The organism is Pseudomonas nabeulensis, from assembly GCF_004682045.1.
GTDB lineage: Bacteria > Pseudomonadota > Gammaproteobacteria > Pseudomonadales > Pseudomonadaceae > Aquipseudomonas > Aquipseudomonas nabeulensis.
On the sequence record NZ_QUZT01000053.1, the window covers coordinates 30,566 to 49,566 of the forward strand.

At 62.7% G+C, this 19,001-nt stretch carries 14 protein-coding genes; 11 read left to right on the forward strand and 3 right to left on the reverse strand.

Going from position 1 to position 19,001, the window contains the following annotated elements:
* Positions 1–2: 2 nt before the first annotated feature.
* Genes tssK through tagH form a run of 3 tightly spaced genes read right to left on the reverse strand, consistent with a single transcriptional unit; the run spans position 3 to position 3,216 of the window.
* Positions 3–1,337: a type VI secretion system baseplate subunit TssK gene (tssK, locus tag DYL61_RS23260; protein ID WP_135310272.1), complete on the reverse strand. Its 1,335-nt coding sequence runs from the start codon at positions 1,335–1,337 to the stop codon at positions 3–5.
* Between the two features lie 18 nt (positions 1,338–1,355).
* Entirely contained in the window at positions 1,356–1,865 is a 510-nt protein-coding gene (tssJ, locus tag DYL61_RS23265) for a type VI secretion system lipoprotein TssJ (RefSeq protein ID WP_135310273.1), read from the reverse strand.
* Positions 1,866–1,917: 52 nt separating this feature from the next.
* A complete protein-coding gene (tagH, locus tag DYL61_RS23270) occupies positions 1,918–3,216 on the reverse strand; it encodes a type VI secretion system-associated FHA domain protein TagH (protein WP_135310274.1) in 1,299 nt (432 codons plus the stop codon).
* Positions 3,217–3,611: 395 nt separating this feature from the next.
* Here tagH and tssA point away from each other — a divergent pair, with 395 nt between their 5' ends.
* The 11 genes from tssA to DYL61_RS23325 form a co-directional block, all read left to right on the forward strand.
* Positions 3,612–4,622, forward strand: a complete 1,011-nt coding sequence (gene tssA / locus DYL61_RS23275; RefSeq protein ID WP_135310275.1) for a type VI secretion system protein TssA — start codon at positions 3,612–3,614, stop codon at positions 4,620–4,622.
* A 54-nt stretch (positions 4,623–4,676) separates the two neighbouring features.
* The gene (tssB, locus tag DYL61_RS23280; RefSeq protein ID WP_003195557.1) at positions 4,677–5,183 is read left to right on the forward strand and encodes a type VI secretion system contractile sheath small subunit; all 507 of its coding nucleotides are present in this window, start codon (positions 4,677–4,679) and stop codon (positions 5,181–5,183) included.
* Positions 5,184–5,185: 2 nt separating this feature from the next.
* Positions 5,186–6,685, forward strand: a complete 1,500-nt coding sequence (gene tssC / locus DYL61_RS23285) for a type VI secretion system contractile sheath large subunit (RefSeq protein ID WP_105695942.1) — start codon at positions 5,186–5,188, stop codon at positions 6,683–6,685.
* Positions 6,686–6,859: 174 nt separating this feature from the next.
* Positions 6,860–7,348: an Hcp family type VI secretion system effector gene (locus tag DYL61_RS23290; protein WP_017735732.1), complete on the forward strand. Its 489-nt coding sequence runs from the start codon at positions 6,860–6,862 to the stop codon at positions 7,346–7,348.
* 69 nt (positions 7,349–7,417) lie between these two features.
* Positions 7,418–7,933: a type VI secretion system baseplate subunit TssE gene (gene tssE, locus DYL61_RS23295; protein WP_005792513.1), complete on the forward strand. Its 516-nt coding sequence runs from the start codon at positions 7,418–7,420 to the stop codon at positions 7,931–7,933.
* Positions 7,930–9,789, forward strand: coding sequence for a type VI secretion system baseplate subunit TssF (gene tssF / locus DYL61_RS23300; protein WP_135310276.1), 1,860 nt, complete (start codon positions 7,930–7,932; stop codon positions 9,787–9,789). The genes tssE and tssF overlap by 4 nt, the downstream gene beginning before the upstream one ends.
* Positions 9,753–10,796: a type VI secretion system baseplate subunit TssG gene (tssG, locus tag DYL61_RS23305; RefSeq protein WP_135310277.1), complete on the forward strand. Its 1,044-nt coding sequence runs from the start codon at positions 9,753–9,755 to the stop codon at positions 10,794–10,796. The genes tssF and tssG overlap by 37 nt, the downstream gene beginning before the upstream one ends.
* Complete coding sequence (tssH, locus tag DYL61_RS23310; protein ID WP_135310278.1) at positions 10,789–13,449, forward strand: type VI secretion system ATPase TssH; 2,661 nt, start codon at positions 10,789–10,791, stop codon at positions 13,447–13,449. The genes tssG and tssH overlap by 8 nt, the downstream gene beginning before the upstream one ends.
* Before the next feature lie 156 nt (positions 13,450–13,605).
* Positions 13,606–15,552 carry a type VI secretion system Vgr family protein gene (locus DYL61_RS23315; protein ID WP_135310279.1) on the forward strand — a complete coding sequence of 649 codons (1,947 nt, stop codon included), beginning with the start codon at positions 13,606–13,608 and terminating at the stop codon, positions 15,550–15,552.
* 15 nt (positions 15,553–15,567) lie between these two features.
* Positions 15,568–16,002, forward strand: a complete 435-nt coding sequence (locus DYL61_RS23320) for a DcrB-related protein (protein WP_135310280.1) — start codon at positions 15,568–15,570, stop codon at positions 16,000–16,002.
* A 14-nt stretch (positions 16,003–16,016) separates the two neighbouring features.
* Positions 16,017–19,001: DUF6531 domain-containing protein (locus DYL61_RS23325; protein ID WP_135310281.1), on the forward strand; the 2,985-nt coding region annotated here is incomplete at its 3' end.

Genomic DNA, 19,001 nt, shown 5'->3' on the forward strand with positions numbered 1-19,001 from the left:
GATTATCCTCGGATCGCCCAGAAGGCCAGGTTCAAGCCCGGGAATTGCCCGGCGATATGGAAGGCAAAACCACCGGAGTTGCCCAGCTGTTGCCAGGCCTCGCTGCCACGATCCAGCTCGTAGTAGGTGGAACCGGCGTGATACGGCAGTTGGCGCGGCGCCACCGGCAGCGGCAATAGGCTGATGCCCGGCAGTTGCAGGTTGACCAGGTCGCGGATGTGCTCCACCGAGCCGACTTTGCTCTGCTGGCCGAAGCGTGCGCGCAGGGTTTCGCCGGGCACATCGGCCCGCACCACCAGGATGAAACTGGCGCTGTCGAGCAGGGTCTTGTCGGCCAGCATCGCCACGTGCACGCCGTAGGCTTTCTCCACAATCGGGATCGGCGTGGCCTTGCTGTCGATCAGCATCGACAGCGCTTCGCGCAACGCCGCCATCACCGGGGCGAAGCTCAGGGCCAGATCGTCGTGTTGGTACTGGGGGTATTCCTGCGGGCGGCGGCCCGAAGTGGAGAAGGTGGAGAACTCACCGGCCAGGCTTACCAGTTCGCTGAAAAACCGCTCCGGATGCAGCGGGCTCAATTGGCTCAGGTGCTGGATCAGCGGCTGCGCACGGTTGACCAGTTGCAGCAGCATGAAGTCGGCAATCTCCGAAGCGCCGCCAGCGCCGGATGCCACCACGCGCCCGGCCAGGGCTTCGCCACGCTGGTGCAGCAGGCCCAGCAGTTCGCTGCGAAACGCCGTCAGCGGTTTGCTCGCGGCCACGTCCAGAACGGGCGGGATGTACGTGTCGTCGAGGACCAAGGCACGGTCGGCGCGTTTTTCCTTGATGCGCACCAGGCCGATGGCGGCATAGTCGCTGACGCCGTCCTGGGCCGTCAGCAGGCGCAGGGCACGGAAGCCGACGGCCACCGGTGCACGGTTCTCGAACGGCGCGTTGTCGTCACGCACTTCGCGTACCTGGCTGACATAGCGTGCGGCTTCCAACGCTTCGCCCTCGTCCACGGTGTCGCGGGCGCCGGCACGCTTGAGCGGCAGGGCCAGGTACACCAGGCCATCGCGCAGGTTGTCGTCAATATTCAGCGGGCTGGGCGCCAGGTCATCCTGGGGGATATTGAACGGGGTGCCATCGGGCAACAGGCCGCGCGCCGAGACAATCGCCAACTTGCCCTGGGCCAGCAAGCCCTGGTCGATCAGCAATTCGGAAAAGCCCCAACTGCCGGCGGACAACGGACGGCTGCGGGCGTCGATCAGGTTTTCCAGGTAACGGTCATGCTGCTGGAAGTGCTGCGTTCCGATGAACATGCCTTCCGACCAGACCACGCGATTGTTCCAGGACATGGGGGCTCCGATTGCTTCTTAGTGGGCAGGGCTGGATGGGGGAACCACGACGTCGGCGCGCACCGCACGCACATCGAGGCTGATCTGGTATTCGGTGTATTGGCGCGGCGGTACGCTGACCACCGTGCGCCACTGGGCGCGGTCCAGCTCGCGATAGCCCACCAACAAACCGATCTGGCGGGTGGACGGGTCGAGGTCGCGCTGAATGCTCAATTGCTGGCCGGGTTGCACCACCACTTCGTCCTGGTCCAGCAGGTCCAGGCCCAGGGTGGATTGCGCACGGTCAGCCAGGGAGAAGTAATCGGAACGAGCGAAGGTGGCGGCGTTTTTCAGTTCGAAGATGCGCACCCGCACCGGCGCGGGCTGGCCGCTGGCACCGGGGTTGAGCCCGTCGATGGCGTGAAAGTGCAGCTCAATGGCGGCAGTGTCCGCATCGGCCTCGGCAGCCGCGTCGGGTTTGGCGGCATCGTTGGCACACGCCGTCAGCAGAAGCAGTGTGGCGACTGCGAGTAAAAACCTGGGAATCATCCTTCGTCCTCAATGACGTACTTGGCTATCCGTTGAATCCATGTGTTGCGGGTCAGCGCCGCTGCCGGGCGCTGTGTTCTTCGTAGGCTCGGCTGAATTCGCGGCCGAACAGGTCCTGGAAATCTTCCTGGGCCTCGCGGGAAATATTGCTGTAGAGCTCGGTGAACTGCTGCCAGTACTGGGCCTGGCGCGAGCCGTTGAAAATGCTCGACAGCCCGCCCGGCTTGCCCATGCGCTCTTCCAGCTGCGCCGGTTCGAAACGTGTGAGCAGGTGCTTGATCGCGGCCTCCACCCCAGCCATCACCGCCAACTGGTGGGCGCGCAAATCGTTGAAACTGTCGCGCACGGCGGCATCGGGCGCCATAAACGCCTGGTTGCCGTGACGTAGCAACAGCAGTAACGCTTCCTCGGCATTCGGGGCGAATTTCAACGGATTGTTTTCAGCAGGCTGGATCATCGTCTGCTGCATGCGGAACTCGCCCTTGAGGCTGGCGCGGGCGCGCAGCACGTCGATCAAGCCTTCGACCATCAGGCGGTAGCTGCGGCCGATGTTTTCCATTTGCGCTTCGGCCTGAACGGCGTCCAGGCGCAGGTGGTCAAGGCCGGCACCACGCAGGAAGGCTTGCAGGAGGTCGGGTTGCGCCTGGGCTTCAGCCACCGGCGACGGTTGCACGACCGGTGCTGGAGGGGGCGGCGGTGCGGGCACAGGGACGGCGGGTGCGTCGCCGAACAGGTCCCAGTCTTCGGGAATCACCGACGCCGACGCCACGGGTTTCTCCACCACAACCGGGGTCGGCGGACGGAAATCGTGCTGCTCAGGCGGCACATGATCGGCCACGGTCGCCGGCGGCACGGCAGTGGGGCTGAGGAAGTCGAACAGGTCCGGCAGGGTGTCCATCGACGAGGCGCCCTGGAACTGCGGCGCGATCACCGGCTGTGGCGGTGGCGGACTGGCCACGGCGCCCATCAGCGCCTCGAAGCTGTTCGGCGAATCGCCGGCAAACGCCTGGCTGTCGACGGCCTGCACGTTGAAGTCGATACGCGCCTGGATCTCGTAGTCGCCGATGCGGATCAACTCGCCATTTTGCAACAGCTCGCTATTCCCCCGGCGCATGCGAATACCGGCGTTTACCAACTCCACACCATTTGTACTGTTATCGGTTAAATAATAACGGCCATCTTTGTATTGAATAACGCAATGTTGCGAGGAGACCAGCCGCTCTGGATCAGGCAATACCCAGTCATTATCGGAACTGCGGCCAATAGCCATCGAGCCCTGATTCATGGACTTCTCGGGGCATTGCCCAGGGGTAATCTTGTGATAACTAGTGATAGTCAAACACAGCGACATCTTGCCTCCTTGCTGATACTTCGCGCGCGGTCGATTTCCGGGACGATGGTTCCAGAAAGGTCCTCGTCACGCCCTGCAATCGACCCTCTACAAACCCGTCAATGCCAGCATGATCGCTGATCTTAACCGGGCTCTATGACAAAAATCCTGTCCCGGTGCGCCGTTCGACCCACCAGTCGTGCAGGTTGTTAAATACCGCACATCTGTCACAAAGGGCGAATAGCTTACCTTGACAAGGCGTAAGTACTACACCAAAAATGCACAACTTCTCAGATACCAGTGATGGCACACTAGTGGCATCTTGCTTATATGACTGAGAAAACATGCAAAGTTCCTCGCGCAACTAATGCATGAATTGTCCGCGCTCTAGCGGGCTGATAAGGAGATCAATTTCAGTGGATGTGCCGTTGCTGCTCGCCGCCGTTTCTGCGACTTCGCCCTGTGGTGAAGACATGGAATATGACGCGGACTTTCTTCAACTTGAGCGTGCCGCCAAGGGCCAGCCCGAACGCAGCATGGGCGACTCGATCCTGCCTGCCGAGCCACCGGAATGGCGCAGCATCCAGCAGCAAAGTCTCGATTTGTTGCAGCGCAGCAAAGACCTGCGCATCACCCATTTCCTGCTGCAAAGCTCGCTTGCCCTACAGGGTGTGGCGGGACTTGCCGACGTCCTTTCGTTGATCAACGCGCTGCTGCGCGACTACTGGGCCGACCTGCATCCGCGCCTGGATGCCGACGACGATAACGACCCCACCGTGCGTATCAACGCCCTCACCGGCCTGACCTGCGACACGAACATTCGCCTGCTGCGCGAAAGCATCCTCACCCGCTCGCGCACCTTCGGCCCCGTCAGCCTGCGCGCCGCGCTCAACGCCAGCGGCCTGTTGAGTTTTCCTGACGAACAACTCGGCGCCCAGCAGCTCAACGCGGCGTTTCTCGACAGCGACCCCGAGCAATTGCAAGCCACCCGCGACGCCTTGAGCGCTGCGCGTGCCGCCTGCGAGGCCATCGAAGAACAGGTCAACGATCAAGTCGGTTCCGCCCAGGGTGTGGACCTCAGCGCCTTGAAGCAACCGCTCAAGCAGGCGCTGCAACTTCTCAATCAAGCAGTGCCCGGCAGTAGCGTTCCCGAGGTTGTCAGTGAAGACAGTGCCCCCTCGGTCGAATACGCCGCAGCACCCGCAGCACCGCGCCCGGTCGGCGATATCGCCAGCCGTGACGATGTGCTGCGCAGCCTCGACAAGATCCTTGCGTACTACACCCGGCACGAGCCTTCGAGCCCGCTGCCGGTGCTGTTGAACCGGGCGAAGAATCTGGTGCACGCCGACTTCGCGGCCATCGTGCGCAATCTGATTCCCGACGGCATGTCTCAATTTGAAAACCTGCGCGGCCCGGACGACGAGTAAACCGCCGGGCAGTCCAGTAACAACACCGTCGCTCAAGCGACCAGGAGCAGCAACGTGGCGAAGCAAAGTTCTCAGAAATTCATCGCGCGCAACCGTGCGCCTCGAGTGCAGATCGAGTACGACGTCGAGCTCTACGGCGCCGAGAAAAAGGTCCAGCTGCCCTTCGTGATGGGCGTGATGGCCGACCTCGCCGGCAAGCCCGCCGAGCCTTTGGCGCCAGTGGCTGACCGCAAGTTCCTTGAAGTGGACGTCGACAATTTCGACTCGCGCCTCAAGGCCATGCAGCCACGCGTGGCGTTCCACGTACCCAACGAGCTGACCGGCGAAGGCAACCTGAGCCTGGACATCACCTTCGAAAGCATGGACGACTTCAGCCCCGCCGCCGTGGCGCGCAAGGTCGATTCGCTGAACCAACTGCTCGAAGCCCGCACCCAACTGGCCAACCTGCTGACCTACATGGACGGCAAGACCGGCGCTGAAGAAATCATCATGAAGGCGATCAAGGACCCGGCACTGCTGCAAGCACTTGCCAGCGCGCCCAAGCCTGCAGGGGAGCAGTAATCATGACGGACAATACCGCCCGCGAAGGCGCCCAGATCCTGGGCACCCAGACCGAAGAAGCCAGCGAGTTCGCCAACCTGCTGCTGCAAGAATTCAAGCCCAAGACCGAGCGTGCCCGCGAAGCCGTGGAAACCGCCGTGCGCACCCTGGCCGAGCAGGCGTTGGCCCAGACTGACCTGGTGTCCAACGACGCGATCAAGTCGATTGAATCGATCATCGCCGCCATCGACGCCAAGCTCACCGCCCAGGTCAACCAGATCATCCATCACCAGGATTTCCAGCAGTTGGAAAGCGCCTGGCGTGGCCTGCACTACCTGGTCAACAACACCGAGAGCGATGAGCAGCTCAAGATCCGCGTGCTCAACATCTCCAAGCCGGACCTGCACAAGACCCTGAAGAAATTCAAGGGCACGGCGTGGGACCAGAGCCCGATCTTCAAGAAGATGTACGAAGAAGAATACGGCCAGTTCGGCGGCGAACCGTACGGCTGCCTGGTGGGTGACTACTACTTCGACCAGTCGCCACCGGATGTGGAACTGCTGGGCGAGCTGTCCAAAGTCTGCGCCGCCATGCACTCCCCGTTCATCGCTGCGGCCTCGCCGACCGTGATGGGCATGGGCTCGTGGCAAGAGCTGTCGAACCCGCGCGACCTGACCAAGATCTTCACCACCCCGGAATACGCCGGCTGGCGCTCGCTGCGTGAATCGGAAGATGCGCGCTACATCGGTCTGACCATGCCGCGCTTCCTGGCGCGCCTGCCGTACGGCGCCAAGACCGACCCGGTGGAAGCCTTCGCCTTCGAAGAAAACACCGACGGCGCCGACAGCTCCAAGTACACCTGGGCCAACGCCGCCTACGCGATGGCGGTGAACATCAACCGTTCGTTCAAGCACTACGGCTGGTGCTCGCGCATCCGTGGCGTGGAGTCCGGCGGTGAAGTGGAAAACCTGCCAGCCCACACCTTCCCCACCGATGACGGCGGCGTGGACATGAAGTGCCCGACCGAAATCGCCATCAGCGACCGCCGCGAAGCGGAACTGGCGAAGAACGGTTTCATGCCACTGCTGCACAAAAAGAACACCGACTTTGCCGCGTTCATTGGTGCGCAGTCGTTGCAGAAACCGGCCGAATACGATGACCCGGACGCCACCGCCAACGCCAACCTGGCCGCGCGCCTGCCGTACCTGTTCGCCACGTGCCGTTTCGCTCACTACTTGAAGTGCATCGTGCGCGACAAGATCGGTTCCTTCAAAGAGAAGGACGAGATGCAGCGCTGGTTGCAGGACTGGATCCTCAACTACGTGGACGGTGACCCGGCCCACTCCACCGAAACCACCAAGGCCCAGCATCCGTTGGCAGCGGCCGAAGTGATCGTGGAAGAAGTCGAAGGCAACCCGGGGTACTACAACTCCAAGTTCTACCTGCGCCCGCACTACCAGCTGGAAGGGCTGACCGTGTCGTTGCGTTTGGTATCGAAGCTGCCTTCGGCCAAAAGCGCATAGCTAACAGCGAACTCGCTCTACTGTGGGAGGGGGCTTGCCCCCGATGGCGGTGGTTCAGTCACTGATAGGTTGATTGACACACCGCTATCGGGGGCAAGCCCCCTCCCACAGGAAAGCAAAGCCCCCCATTGGGCTTAATCAAATTCAGTGGCCCACGCCACACAGGGAGAAATCATGGCTGTTGATATTTTCATCAAGATCGGCGACATCAAGGGCGAGTCCATGGACAAGGCCCACAAGGACGAAATCGACGTATTGAACTGGAGCTGGGGCATGGCCCAGTCCGGCAACATGCACGTGGGCGGTGGCGGCGGTGCGGGCAAGGTGAATATCCAGGACCTGTCGCTGACCAAGTACGTCGACAAGGCCTCGCCGAACCTGATGATGCACTGCGCCAGCGGCAAGCACATCGACAAGGTCAAGCTCACCGTGCGCAAGGCCGGTGGTGAAAGCCAGGTCGAGTACATGGTGATCAACCTGGAAGAAGTGCTGGTCACGTCCCTGAGCACCGGCGGTTCGGGTTCCGATGATCGCCTGACCGAGAACGTCACCCTGAACTTCGCCCAAGTGATGGTCGACTACCAGCCGCAGAAAGCCGACGGCACCAAAGACGGCGGCGCGATCAAGTTTGGCTGGAATATCCGTTCCAACACCAAGCGCTGATAGCCCCGGTGGCCGTGGCTTCGCGTCACGGCCCTTCTGTTCCTCCAACCCGTCCGTGGAGCTGCTTGGGTGGTCACTGAAATCGCTTCCCGCGACCGTCTGCAACCGTCCCTGCTGGACCGGTTGACCGATGACGATCCCACCAATCCCAAGGAAAGCGCCGACAAACGCGTGCTGTCCCTGACCCAATTGAAAGCCTCGGTGTTGCGCGACCTGGCGTGGCTGCTCAACACCACGTCGTTGCTGGATGCCGACGCGACGCTGCACACCCCGGCCGGCACTTCGGTGGTCAATTACGGCCTGCCGGCGCTGGCGGGCAACAGTGTGTCCAGCGTGGACATCAAGGCATTGGAAGCGCTGATTTACCAGGCGATCGCCACCTTTGAACCACGCATTTTGCGCCATACCCTGCGGGTCAAGGCCCGCGTTGGCCATGGCGAGATGAACCATAACGCGCTGAGTTTCGAGATCGAAGGCGACCTGTGGGCACAGCCGGTGCCGTTACGCCTGTTGCTGCAAACCGACCTGGACCTGGAGTCCGGCCACGTGCGCGTGGTGAATGCCGACCAGCGGAGACGCCCATGAACCCGCGCCTGCTGGAGCTGTACAACCAGGAACTGCACCACGTGCGCGAAAGCGCCGCCGAGTTCGCCAAGGAATACCCGAAGATCGCCAGTCGGCTGACCCTGTCCGGCATGGACTGCGCCGACCCGTATGTCGAACGTTTGCTCGAAGGATTTGCCTACCTCACCGCCCGCGTGCAGCTCAAGCTGGACGCCGAGTACCCGACCTTCACCCATAACCTGCTGGAAATCGCCTACCCCCATTACCTGGCACCCACGCCATCGATGACCGTGGTGCAATTGCAGACCGACCCGGACGAAGGTTCCCTGGCCGGCGGTTTCCCCCTGCCCCGCGACACGGTATTGCGCGCCGCATTGGGCCGTGAAACCCAGACCTGCTGCGAGTACCGCACCGCCCAGCCGGTGACGTTGTGGCCGTTGCAGGTCAGCAATGCCGAGTATTTCGGCAACCCCGCTGCGGTGTTGGGCCGCCTGGCCGCCAGCGAGCCAAAAGCCAAGGCCGGCCTGCGCCTGACCCTGCGCACCGGCGCCGAACTGCCCTTCAACAGCCTCGATCTGGACAGCCTGCCGCTGTACCTCAGCGGCGCCGATGAGCAGCCGTTCCGCCTCTACGAGCAACTGCTGGGCAATGCCTGCGCGGTGTTTGCACGCAAACCTGGAGGCGATTGGGTCGAGCGCCTGCCGCAAGAGGCCTTGCGCTCCCGTGGTTTTGACGATGCCGACGCGGCCATGCCGGTGGTGGCGCGGGCGTTCCAGGGCTATCGACTGTTGCAGGAATACTTCGCCCTGCCCCACCGCTTCCTGTTCGTCGAATTCGCCGAATTGAGCCGCGCGGTCAAGCGCTGCGACGGCCAGGAACTGGAACTGATCGTGCTGTTCGACCGTCACGAACCGAGCCTGGAAGGCAGCGTCGGCGCGGCGCAGTTTTTGCCGTTCTGCACGCCGGCGATCAACCTGTTTCCCAAACGCGTGGACCGTATCCACTTGTCTGACCGGGTCAACGAACACCATGTGATCGCCGACCGCACGCGGCCGATGGATTTCGAGATTCATTCCCTGAGCGGCCTCACCGGCCATGGCACGGGACCGGAGCAGCCGTTTTTGCCGTTCTACGCGGTGCGCGATCCATCCCGCTATGGCCGCGACCAGGCCTACTACACGGTGCGCCGTGAGCCCCGGGTGTTGTCCAGCGACCAGCGTCGCAACGGCCCGCGCTCGACCTATGTGGGCAGCGAAACCTTTGTGAGCCTGGTGGACAGTCGCCAGGCCCCCTACGGCCACGACCTGCGCCAGCTCGGCGTGACCGCGCTGTGCACCAACCGCGACCTGCCGCTGTTCATGAGCGTGGGCAACGGCAAGACCGACTTCACCCTGGCCGACAGCGCGCCGGTGTTGTCCGTGCGTTGCGTGGCCGGCCCCAGTCGCCCGCGCGCCAGCCATGCCCATGACGCCAAGGCCTGGCGCCTGATCAGCCAGCTGTCGCTGAACTACCTGTCGTTGAGCGAGCAAGGCCAGGGCGCCGGCGCCTTGCGTGAACTGCTGCGCCTGTATGGCGACAGCAATGACGCCGCCCTGCAACTGCAGATCGAAGGCCTGCGCGAGGTCAGCAGCAAAGCCGTGACCCGCCGCCTGCCGATGCCCGGCCCGATAGTGTTTGGGCGTGGTTTGGAGATCACCCTGGAGTTCGATGAAAACGCGTTTCGCGGCACCGGCGTGTTCCTGCTGGGTGCGGTGCTGGAACGTTTCCTGGCGCGCTACGTGTCGATCAACAGCTTTACCGAGACGGTGATCCGTACCACCGAACGCGGCGAGATCATGCGATGGAAAGCCAAGCCCGGACGGCGTCCGACCCTGTGAGTACCCTGGATGCGATGCATCAGGAGCCCTGGGAATACGATTTCTTCCAGGCGCTGCGGCGTATCGAGTGCGAATCGCCGGAGCTGCCGCGCCTGGGCCATTCCCTGCGCCTGGCGGACGACCCGCTGCGCCTCGGGCAACAGGCCGACTGCACCTTCGCACCAGCCACCCTGGCCTCGGCCGATCCCGGTGGTGACGGCAAACCGGCGCGGCTGGAGCAGTTCTTCTTCGGCCTCGGCGGCCCCAACGGCCCGCTGCCGCTGCATATCACCGAGTACGTGCGCGAGCGTCAGCGCAACAACGCCGACAGCACCAGCAAACAGTTTTTGGACGTGTTCCACCATCGCCTGCTCAGCCTGTTTTACCGGGCCTGGGCCGAGGCGCGGCCAACGGTCAGCCATGACCGCCCAGACGATGACTACTGGTCCGCACGCCTCGCCGCCCTGAGTGGACGCGGCATGCCGAGCCTGCTCAACCAGGGCCTGATCCCGGATACCGCAAAGCTGCACTACAGCGGCCACCTGTCAGCGCAAACCCGTTACCCGGACGGTTTGAAGGCGATCCTCGGCGAGTACTTCGGCCTGCCGGTGGAGATCGAGGAATACATCGGCCAATGGCTGGAACTGCCCGAACGCAGCCGCGTGGGCGTCAGCGCCAACCAGTTGGGCGTGGATTTTTGCCTGGGCAGCCATGTGTGGGACCGCCAGCATAAATTCCGCATCCGCCTGGGCCCGCTCAGCCTCGATGACTACATGAGCCTGCTGCCCGGCCAACCGCCGTTCAACGAACTGGTGGCGTGGGTGGCCGAGTACCTGGGCCATGAATTGGACTGGGATTTGAACCTGGTTTTGCAACAACCCGAAGTCCCGGCGCTGCAACTCAACGGCCAGTTCCGCCTGGGCTTCAACACCTGGCTCGGCCAACCCGAGCGAGACGCCAACGACCTAATCCTGGCCCGGCACTACGCCGATCACGCCACCACCTCAAGGAATCCAGAGCATGGGTGAAATCAGTCGCGCCGCACTGTTCGGCAAACTCAACAGCGTGGCCTACAAGGCCATCGAAGCCGCCACGGTGTTCTGCAAATTGCGCGGTAACCCGTATGTGGAATTGGCCCACTGGTTTCACCAGTTGCTGCAACTGCAGGACTCGGACCTGCACCGCCTCATCCGCCAGTTCAACGTAGAACCAGCGCGCCTGGCCCGCGACCTCACCGAGGCCCTGGATCGCCTGCCCCGTGGCTCGACCTCGATCACCGACCTGTCCTCCCACGTGGAAGAAGCCGTGGAGCGCGGCTGGGTGTACGGCAGCCTGATGTTCGGTGAAAGCCAGGTGCGCACCGGTTATCTGGTGCTGGGCATCTTGAAGACGCCGAGCCTGCGCCATGCGCTGCTGGGGTTGTCCTCGGAGTTCGACAAGATCAAGGCCGAAACCCTGAGCGAGCGCTTCGACGAATACGTCGGTGATTCGCCGGAAAATGCCCTGAGCGCCAGCGACGGTTTTAATGCCGGGGTTCCCGGTGAAGCCAGCGGCGCCATGGCGCCAAGCGCGATGGGTAAACAGGAAGCCCTCAAACGCTTCACCGTGGACCTGACCGAACAGGCGCGCAGCGGCAAGCTCGACCCTATCGTCGGGCGCGATGAAGAGATCCGCCAACTGGTGGATATCCTTATGCGCCGGCGCCAGAACAACCCGATCCTCACCGGCGAAGCGGGTGTGGGCAAGACCGCCGTGGTCGAAGGTTTCGCCCTGCGTATCGTCGCCGGTGACGTGCCTCCCGCACTTAAGGATGTGGAACTGCGCAGCCTCGACGTGGGCCTGCTGCAAGCCGGCGCGAGCATGAAAGGCGAGTTCGAACAGCGCCTGCGCCAAGTGATCGAAGATGTGCAGGCCTCGCCCAAGCCGATCATTTTGTTTATCGACGAAGCCCACACCCTGGTGGGTGCCGGTGGCGCTGCCGGCACCGGTGATGCCGCCAACCTGCTCAAGCCCGCGCTCGCCCGTGGCACCTTGCGTACCGTGGCCGCCACCACGTGGGCCGAGTACAAGAAACACATCGAGAAAGACCCGGCCCTGACCCGACGCTTCCAGGTGGTGCAAGTCGCCGAGCCTTCGGAAGACAAGGCGCTGCTGATGATGCGCGGCGTGGCCTCGACCATGGAGCAACACCATCAGGTGCAGATCCTCGATGAAGCCCTGGAAGCGTCGGTGAAGCTGTCGCACCGCTATATCCCGGCGCGTCAGTTGCCGGACAAATCCGTGAGCCTGCTGGACACCGCCTGCGCCCGCGTCGCCATCAGCCTGCATGCAGTGCCGGCGGAAGTGGACGACAGCCGCCGTCGCATCGAGGCGCTGGAAACCGAGTTGCAGATCATCGCCCGTGAGCATGCCATCGGCATTGCGATTGGTGCGCGGCAAACCAACACCGAGGCGCTGTTGAGCGCGGAGCGTGAGCGTCTTGCCACCTTGGAAAGCCGTTGGGCGGAAGAGAAAGCGCTGGTGGATGAACTGCTCGCCACCCGTGCGACCCTGCGCGAAACCGTTGGCGTGGTCGACAGCGGCAACGACGCATTACGCGCCCAACTGGTCGACCTGCAACAGCGCCTCAGCGCCCTGCAAGGCGAGACCCCGCTGATCCTGCCGACCGTGGATTACCAGGCCGTGGCCTCGGTGGTCGCCGATTGGACCGGCATCCCGGTGGGCCGCATGGCCCGCAACGAATTGGAGACGGTGCTCAACCTCGACCAGCACCTGAAAAAACGCATCATCGGCCAGGACCATGCCTTGCAGATGATCGCCAAGCGCATCCAGACCTCCCGCGCCGGCCTCGACAACCCGAGCAAGCCGATTGGCGTGTTCATGCTCGCCGGCACCTCCGGCGTGGGCAAGACCGAAACCGCCCTGGCCCTGGCCGAAGCCATGTACGGCGGCGAGCAGAACGTGATCACCATCAACATGAGCGAGTTCCAGGAAGCCCACACGGTGTCCACCCTCAAGGGCGCGCCACCGGGCTATATCGGCTACGGCGAAGGCGGTGTGCTGACCGAAGCGGTGCGGCGCAAACCCTACAGCGTGGTGCTGCTGGACGAGGTGGAAAAAGCCCACCCGGACGTGCACGAGATCTTCTTCCAGGTGTTCGACAAGGGCGTGATGGAAGACGGCGAAGGCCGGGTGATCGACTTCAAGAACACCCTGATCCTGCTGACCACCAACGCCGGTACCGAGCTGATTGCCCAGGTGTGCAAAGACCCGGCGAACGTGCCGCAGCCGGAAGAGATCGCCAAAGCCCTGCGCCAGCCGCTGCTGGAGATATTCCCGCCGGCGCTGTTGGGCCGTTTGGTGACCATTCCGTACTACCCGCTGAGCGACGAGATGCTCAAGGCGATCACTCGCCTGCAACTGGGCCGCATCAAGAAGCGCGTGGAAAGTACCCACAAGGTGGCGTTCGACTTTGACGACGCGGTGGTGGATTTGATCGTGTCGCGCTGCACCGAAACCGAAAGCGGTGGGCGGATGATCGATACCATTCTGACCAACAGTTTGCTGCCGGACATGAGCCGTGAGTTCCTCACGCGCATGTTGGAGGGCAAGGCGTTGGCGGGGGTGCGGATTAGCAGTCGGGATAATGAATTGCACTATGCCTTCAGCGACGCCGATTGAACTGAAGGAATGCAATTCAAATGTGGGAGGGGGCTTGCCCCCGATGAGGGTGTATCAGTTGATACATCGGGTGACTGATCCACCGCCATCGGGGGCAAGCCCCCTCCCACATTTGCTCCAGTTTCTTCAGTTAATACGCAATTTATGGGACAACCGATGCTTTTCAACCAAGCCTCACGCCTGGCCAAGATCACCAGCCCCCTCGGGCCGGATGTGCTGCTGCTCAATCAAATGGGCGGCGGTGAAGAGCTTGGGCGGCTGTTCAGCTATGAGCTGCAACTGACGTCCCTGGACGCCAACATCGACCTCAACCAATTGCTCGGCAAACCCATGAGCGTGGGCGTGCAGCTGGCGGACGGTGGCGAGCGGCACTTCCATGGCCTCGTCGCCAGTTGCAGCCAGAACATCGACCAGGGTCAGTTCGCCAGTTACCAGGTGACCTTGCGCCCGTGGCTGTGGCTGCTCAGCCGCACCTCCGATTGCCGGATTTTCCAGCACCTGAGCATCCCGCAGATCATCAAGCAGGTGTTTCGCGACTTGGGCTTTTCCGACTTCGAAGACGCCCTGAGCCGGCCGTACCGCGAGTGGGAATACTGCGTGCAGTACCGCGAGACCAGCTTCGAATTCGTCAGCCGCTTGATGGAACAGGAAGGCATCTACTACTTCTTCCGCCATGAACCCGACCGCCATGTGCTGGTGCTGGCCGACGCCTACGGCGCCCACACCACGGTGCCGGGCTACGCGTCGATCCCGTATTACCCCAAGGACGAGCAGCAGCGCGAACGCGACCATATGCATGACTGGCATTTGAGTCGCAAGGTACAGCCCGGCTCCCTGGAGCTTAACGACTACGACTTCCAGCGCCCCAGCGCCCGCATCGATGTGCGCTCGGCCATGCCTCGCGAGCACGCCGCTGGCGACTATCCGCTGTACGACTACCCCGGCACCTACGTGCAAAGCGAAGACGGCGAACACTACGCCCGCACCCGCATCGAAGCGCTGCACACCCAGCACGAGCAGATCGAGTTCAGCGGCAATGCACGGGGTTTGGGTTCAGGGCATCTGTTCAGCCTCACCGGTTTCAGTCGCCAGGACCAGAACCGCGAATACCTGATCGTCGGCACCCGCTACTACATCACCCAGGAAAGCCTGGAAAGCGGCAGCGGCTCGGGTTCAGCGCAGTTTGAAAGTTCCCTTGCCTGCATCCCCGCACAGCAAAGCTACCGCGCCTTGCAGAGCACCCACCGGCCCAAGGTCGAAGGCCCGCAGACGGCTCTGGTGGTCGGCCCCAAGGGCGAAGAAATCTGGACCGACCAATACGGCCGCGTGAAGGTGCACTTCCACTGGGACCGTCACGACCAGTCCAACGAAAACAGCTCGTGCTGGATTCGCGTGTCGCAAGCCTGGGCCGGCAAGAACTGGGGCTCGATGCAGATTCCACGGATCGGCCAGGAAGTGATTGTGAGCTTTCTGGAAGGCGACCCCGACCGGCCGATCATCACCGGGCGGGTGTACAACGCCGAGCAGACGGTGCCTTACGACCTGCCGGAAAATGCCACCCAAAGCGGCATGAAAAGCCGTTCGAGCAAGGGCGGTACGCCGGCCAACTTCAATGAAATCCGCATGGAGGACAAGAAGGGGTTGGAGCAGTTGTATATCCACGCCGAGCGTAATCAGGACATCGTGGTCGAGGTGGATGAGAGCCATTCGGTGGGGCATGACCGTAACAAAAGCATTGGGCATAACGAGACGGTGACGATTGGCAGCAACCGCCTGCGCGTAGTGCGCAACAACGACACGGTGTTGGTGGGCGGGGCCAAGTCCGACAGCGCGGCCACCCACTACACCATCGAGGCGGGCGACAGCCTTCGGCTGGTGTGCGGCGACAGTGTGATCGAGCTCAAGGCGGGCGGCGATATCAACCTGACCTGTGGCTCGTTCAACCTGTTCTCCTCTGGCAGCAGCAAGATCCAGACAAAGGGCAAACTGGATATCAACCTGGGCAGCGACAAGGGCACCTCCCCCGGCGCCCAAGGCGTGCAGGACACCATCAAGTCCGCCGTCGAATCAAAATTCCCGGCCAAGCCCGACGCGGGTCAATAACGAGATTTTCTTGCGATGAATTACCTGATTAACGAAGCCCAATTCACCCTGCCCGATGCAGAGGTACAGGACTCTTCGATCAATATCCTCAAGTTCGCCAAGTTGGGCACTACGCTGGTGGTCAGCCGTAGCCCGCTGGCCGATGGCGAGACCTTGCAGAACAACTTCGAAGGCCAGCTTAAAAAGCTCGAACAGCAGGTGAAGGACCTTCGTTATTCGCCGGCCCAAGCCGTCAAGATCGGGCCGGCCCAGGATATCGATGCCTTTGAGGTACAGAACCGTTTCAACAAAGGCGCCGACAACATCTACCAGTATCAACTGGCGATGCAGATACCCGGCACGCGCAACCTGATCGCCTTGAGCTACGTAAAGACCCAACCCCTGGGACCTGCCGAGGCGGCGCACTGGGCCACGCTCAAAAGCACGCTCAACTTCCTCGCCAAAGCCTGAGCCGAGCCAGAGCAATGAGTGATGATCTGTGGGCTGCCCGCGAGGGCGACGGGCTGCTGCACACCTCGGTGTGGGCGGACGTGCTCGGCGGCGTGCTGGAAGTGGCGGCCTATGCGGCGATCACCTACGTAGGCTGCCTGGCGGCGGCTGCGGCGGTGGCCGTGGTGACCGGCGCAACCATCGCCACCGGCGGGGTAGCCCTGGTGCTGGTGGTCGGTGCTGTCGTGGGGATTACCGCCGGGCTCACGGGGGCGGATCTAAAGATATCCAGTTGGTGTGAGACCGCCGCCAACTGGGTGTTTCCGCCGGTGATCGATGCCTTCATCACCAGCGGCTCGGACAACGTATTCATCAACGGCAAAAAGGCCGCCCGTGCCGCCGGCAAGATGACCGCCGTGCCGGTCGAGCCCAGCGAACCGCCGGCCGCCAGTTTCCTGGACATGGCAGGTGAGTTTTTCTCGCAGATGTGGCGCCCGACCGTCGCCAGCCCCGCCCCCGGCACCGAGCCTTGCCAGTTGGATACCGTGGCGTGCAACAAGCACCCGCCCATGCCCCTGCAATTTATCGCCGAAGGTTCCAGCTCGGTGTTCATCAACGGCCAACCGGCGGCGCGTGCCGGCGACCGCAGTACCTGCGATGCCAAGATCGGCACGGCCGAGGGCCTGATCTCGCCGAATGTGCGCATCGGTGGCGAGACCATCGTGGTGCAGGAGATTCGCAGCGGCAAGACGCCCGGCGTGGGTCTGGCGATCACCGCGCTGCTGATGCTGCGCGGCAATGTGCGCTGCTTCTGGACCAAACTTCCCTGCCTGCTCGGCAGCGTGGTGGTAGGCGGCGCCGTGTCCTATGCCACCAGCAAGATTACCTCTGCACTCAAGAGCGCCAACACCGGCTCGCCGAACCCGGTGCACAGCGCCACGGGTGCCAAGATCCTCGGTGATGACGACGAGCTGGACTTCGTGTTGCCGGGCTTGCTGCCCATCCCTTGGCAGCGTTTCTACAGCAGCCTCGATACGCGCCAGGATGGCCTGTTCGGTGCGGGCTGGAGCGTGCCCTATGAAGTCATGATCGAAGTCGACGCCGACGAAAACCTGTTCTACACCGATGAGCTGGGTCGCCGTCTGGAGATCGGCTACGTGCCCTTGTCCGGCGGCGCTTACGACCCGGGCCAAGGCTTGGCGGTAAGACGCAGTGCCGACGGCGCGGTATTGATCGAGAGCGTCGACGGCCTGTATCGACTGTTCGAACCCGACCCGCTCAAACCCTCACGCATGCGCCTGCAACTGCTGGGTGATCGCAATGAAGGGCGGATCTTCCTCGACTACGACACCCAAGGACGCCTGTGCCGCCTGCGTGACAGCCATGAGCTGATGCACGTCGACCTGAGTTACAGCGCAGACCATCCACGGCGCGTCAGCCATATCGAGCGGCGCTTCCTGCGCCATGAGCATTTTGAGGGGCGCAGCGATGTGCTCGTGCGCTATCGCTATGACGCCAACGGCGACCTGGCCGACGTCATCGACGCCCAGGGCACCACCCAGCGCCGCTTCGCCTACGACAGCGACCGACGCATGGCCGAACACCAATTGCCGGGGGGCTTGCGTTGCTTCTACCAATGGGCCGCCGTGCAAGGCCCCGACGGTGAAGAATGGCGCGTCAGTCGGCATTGGACAGACGCAGGCGATGAGTACCACTTCGACTACGACCTAGCGGCGGGCATCACCCGTGTCACCGACGGCCTGCAGCGGGTCAGCACGCGCCATTGGAATGCGCAGTATCAGATCACGCGCTACGTCGACAATCTGGGCCACACCTGGCAGTTCGACTGGAACACGGACCGCCAACTGCTCGGCGCGGTTGATCCGCAAGGCGGCCAATGGCAATTCAGTTATGACGAGGCCGGCAACCTCAGTGCCGTCACCGACCCACTGGCCCGCACCAGCGGCACACAGTGGCTGGCGCACTGGGCGTTGCCCGAAGTGGAAACCGACCCGGCGGGCAACAGTTGGCGTTACCGCTACGACCAACACGGCAACTGCATCGAAGAGATCGACCCGCTGGGCAACCGTACGCGTTTTGTCTATGACGCCTTCGGCCAACCGATACGCATCATCGACGCCACGGAAAAAACCCGCACGCTGCATTGGAACGAATGGAGCCAATTGATCGAAGAGGTCGACTGTTCGGGTTACCCGACCCGTTATCAGTACGACGCCTTGGGCAATCTGGTGGTGCAGACGGATGCCGAGGGTGAATCGGTGCGTTATCAGTACAACGCCCAAGGCTTGCTACTGGAGTGCCAACTGCCGGATGGCCGCCTTGAACATTTCCAGCGCAGCGCCGGTGGCTACCTGACCGCCTACATCGACCCCGCTGGCAACACCTCGCGCTATGCCTATGACCTGCGCGGCCAGGTGCGCCAGCGGTGGGATGCACACAACCGCTGCGTCACCTTCGATCACGACGCCTACGGGCGATTGTTGAAGCTGACCAATGAAAACGGCGAAAGCTATCGCTTCGAATGGGATGCTGCGGACCGCCTGGTGCAGCAGCAAGACCTCGACCAGAGCCGCCGCCAGTACCGCTACGATGCCCTGGACAATGTGGTGGTGGTCGATCATCTGCCGGGCAACGAAGGCGAGCCGGTGGCGCCGCTGTCCCATCAGTTCCGGCGGGACCCGGTGGGGCGCCTGGTCAGTAAAGTCACCGCAGACGGCACCACGGCGTATGAGCATGACCCCAACGATCAATTGATCGGCGTGACCTTCACCGACCTTGAGGGCCGCCAGCAAGCCGTGGGCTTTCGCTATGACGCCCTGGGCCAACTGCTCGAAGAACAGAGCGCGGCGGGCTCGCTTGAACATCATTACGACGAACTGGGCAACCTGATCCAAACCTGCCTGCCCGACGGTCGCTGGCTGAACCGCCTCTACTACGGCAGCGGCCACCTGCATCAGCTGAACCTCGACGGGCACGTGATCAGCGACTTCGAGCGCGAT

Excerpts from the sequence above, each read along its gene's own strand:
- tssK (WP_135310272.1), bottom strand. The coding sequence starts at position 1,337 with ATGTCCTGGAACAATCGCGTGGTCTGGTCGGAAGGCATGTTCATCGGA.
- tssJ (WP_135310273.1), bottom strand. The coding sequence starts at position 1,865 with ATGATTCCCAGGTTTTTACTCGCAGTCGCCACACTGCTTCTGCTGACG.
- tagH (WP_135310274.1), bottom strand. The coding sequence starts at position 3,216 with ATGTCGCTGTGTTTGACTATCACTAGTTATCACAAGATTACCCCTGGG.
- tssC (WP_105695942.1), top strand. The coding sequence starts at position 5,186 with ATGACGGACAATACCGCCCGCGAAGGCGCCCAGATCCTGGGCACCCAG.
- DYL61_RS23290 (WP_017735732.1), top strand. The coding sequence starts at position 6,860 with ATGGCTGTTGATATTTTCATCAAGATCGGCGACATCAAGGGCGAGTCC.
- tssF (WP_135310276.1), top strand. The coding sequence starts at position 7,930 with ATGAACCCGCGCCTGCTGGAGCTGTACAACCAGGAACTGCACCACGTG.
- tssG (WP_135310277.1), top strand. The coding sequence starts at position 9,753 with ATGGAAAGCCAAGCCCGGACGGCGTCCGACCCTGTGAGTACCCTGGAT.
- tssH (WP_135310278.1), top strand. The coding sequence starts at position 10,789 with ATGGGTGAAATCAGTCGCGCCGCACTGTTCGGCAAACTCAACAGCGTG.
- DYL61_RS23315 (WP_135310279.1), top strand. The coding sequence starts at position 13,606 with ATGCTTTTCAACCAAGCCTCACGCCTGGCCAAGATCACCAGCCCCCTC.
- DYL61_RS23320 (WP_135310280.1), top strand. The coding sequence starts at position 15,568 with ATGAATTACCTGATTAACGAAGCCCAATTCACCCTGCCCGATGCAGAG.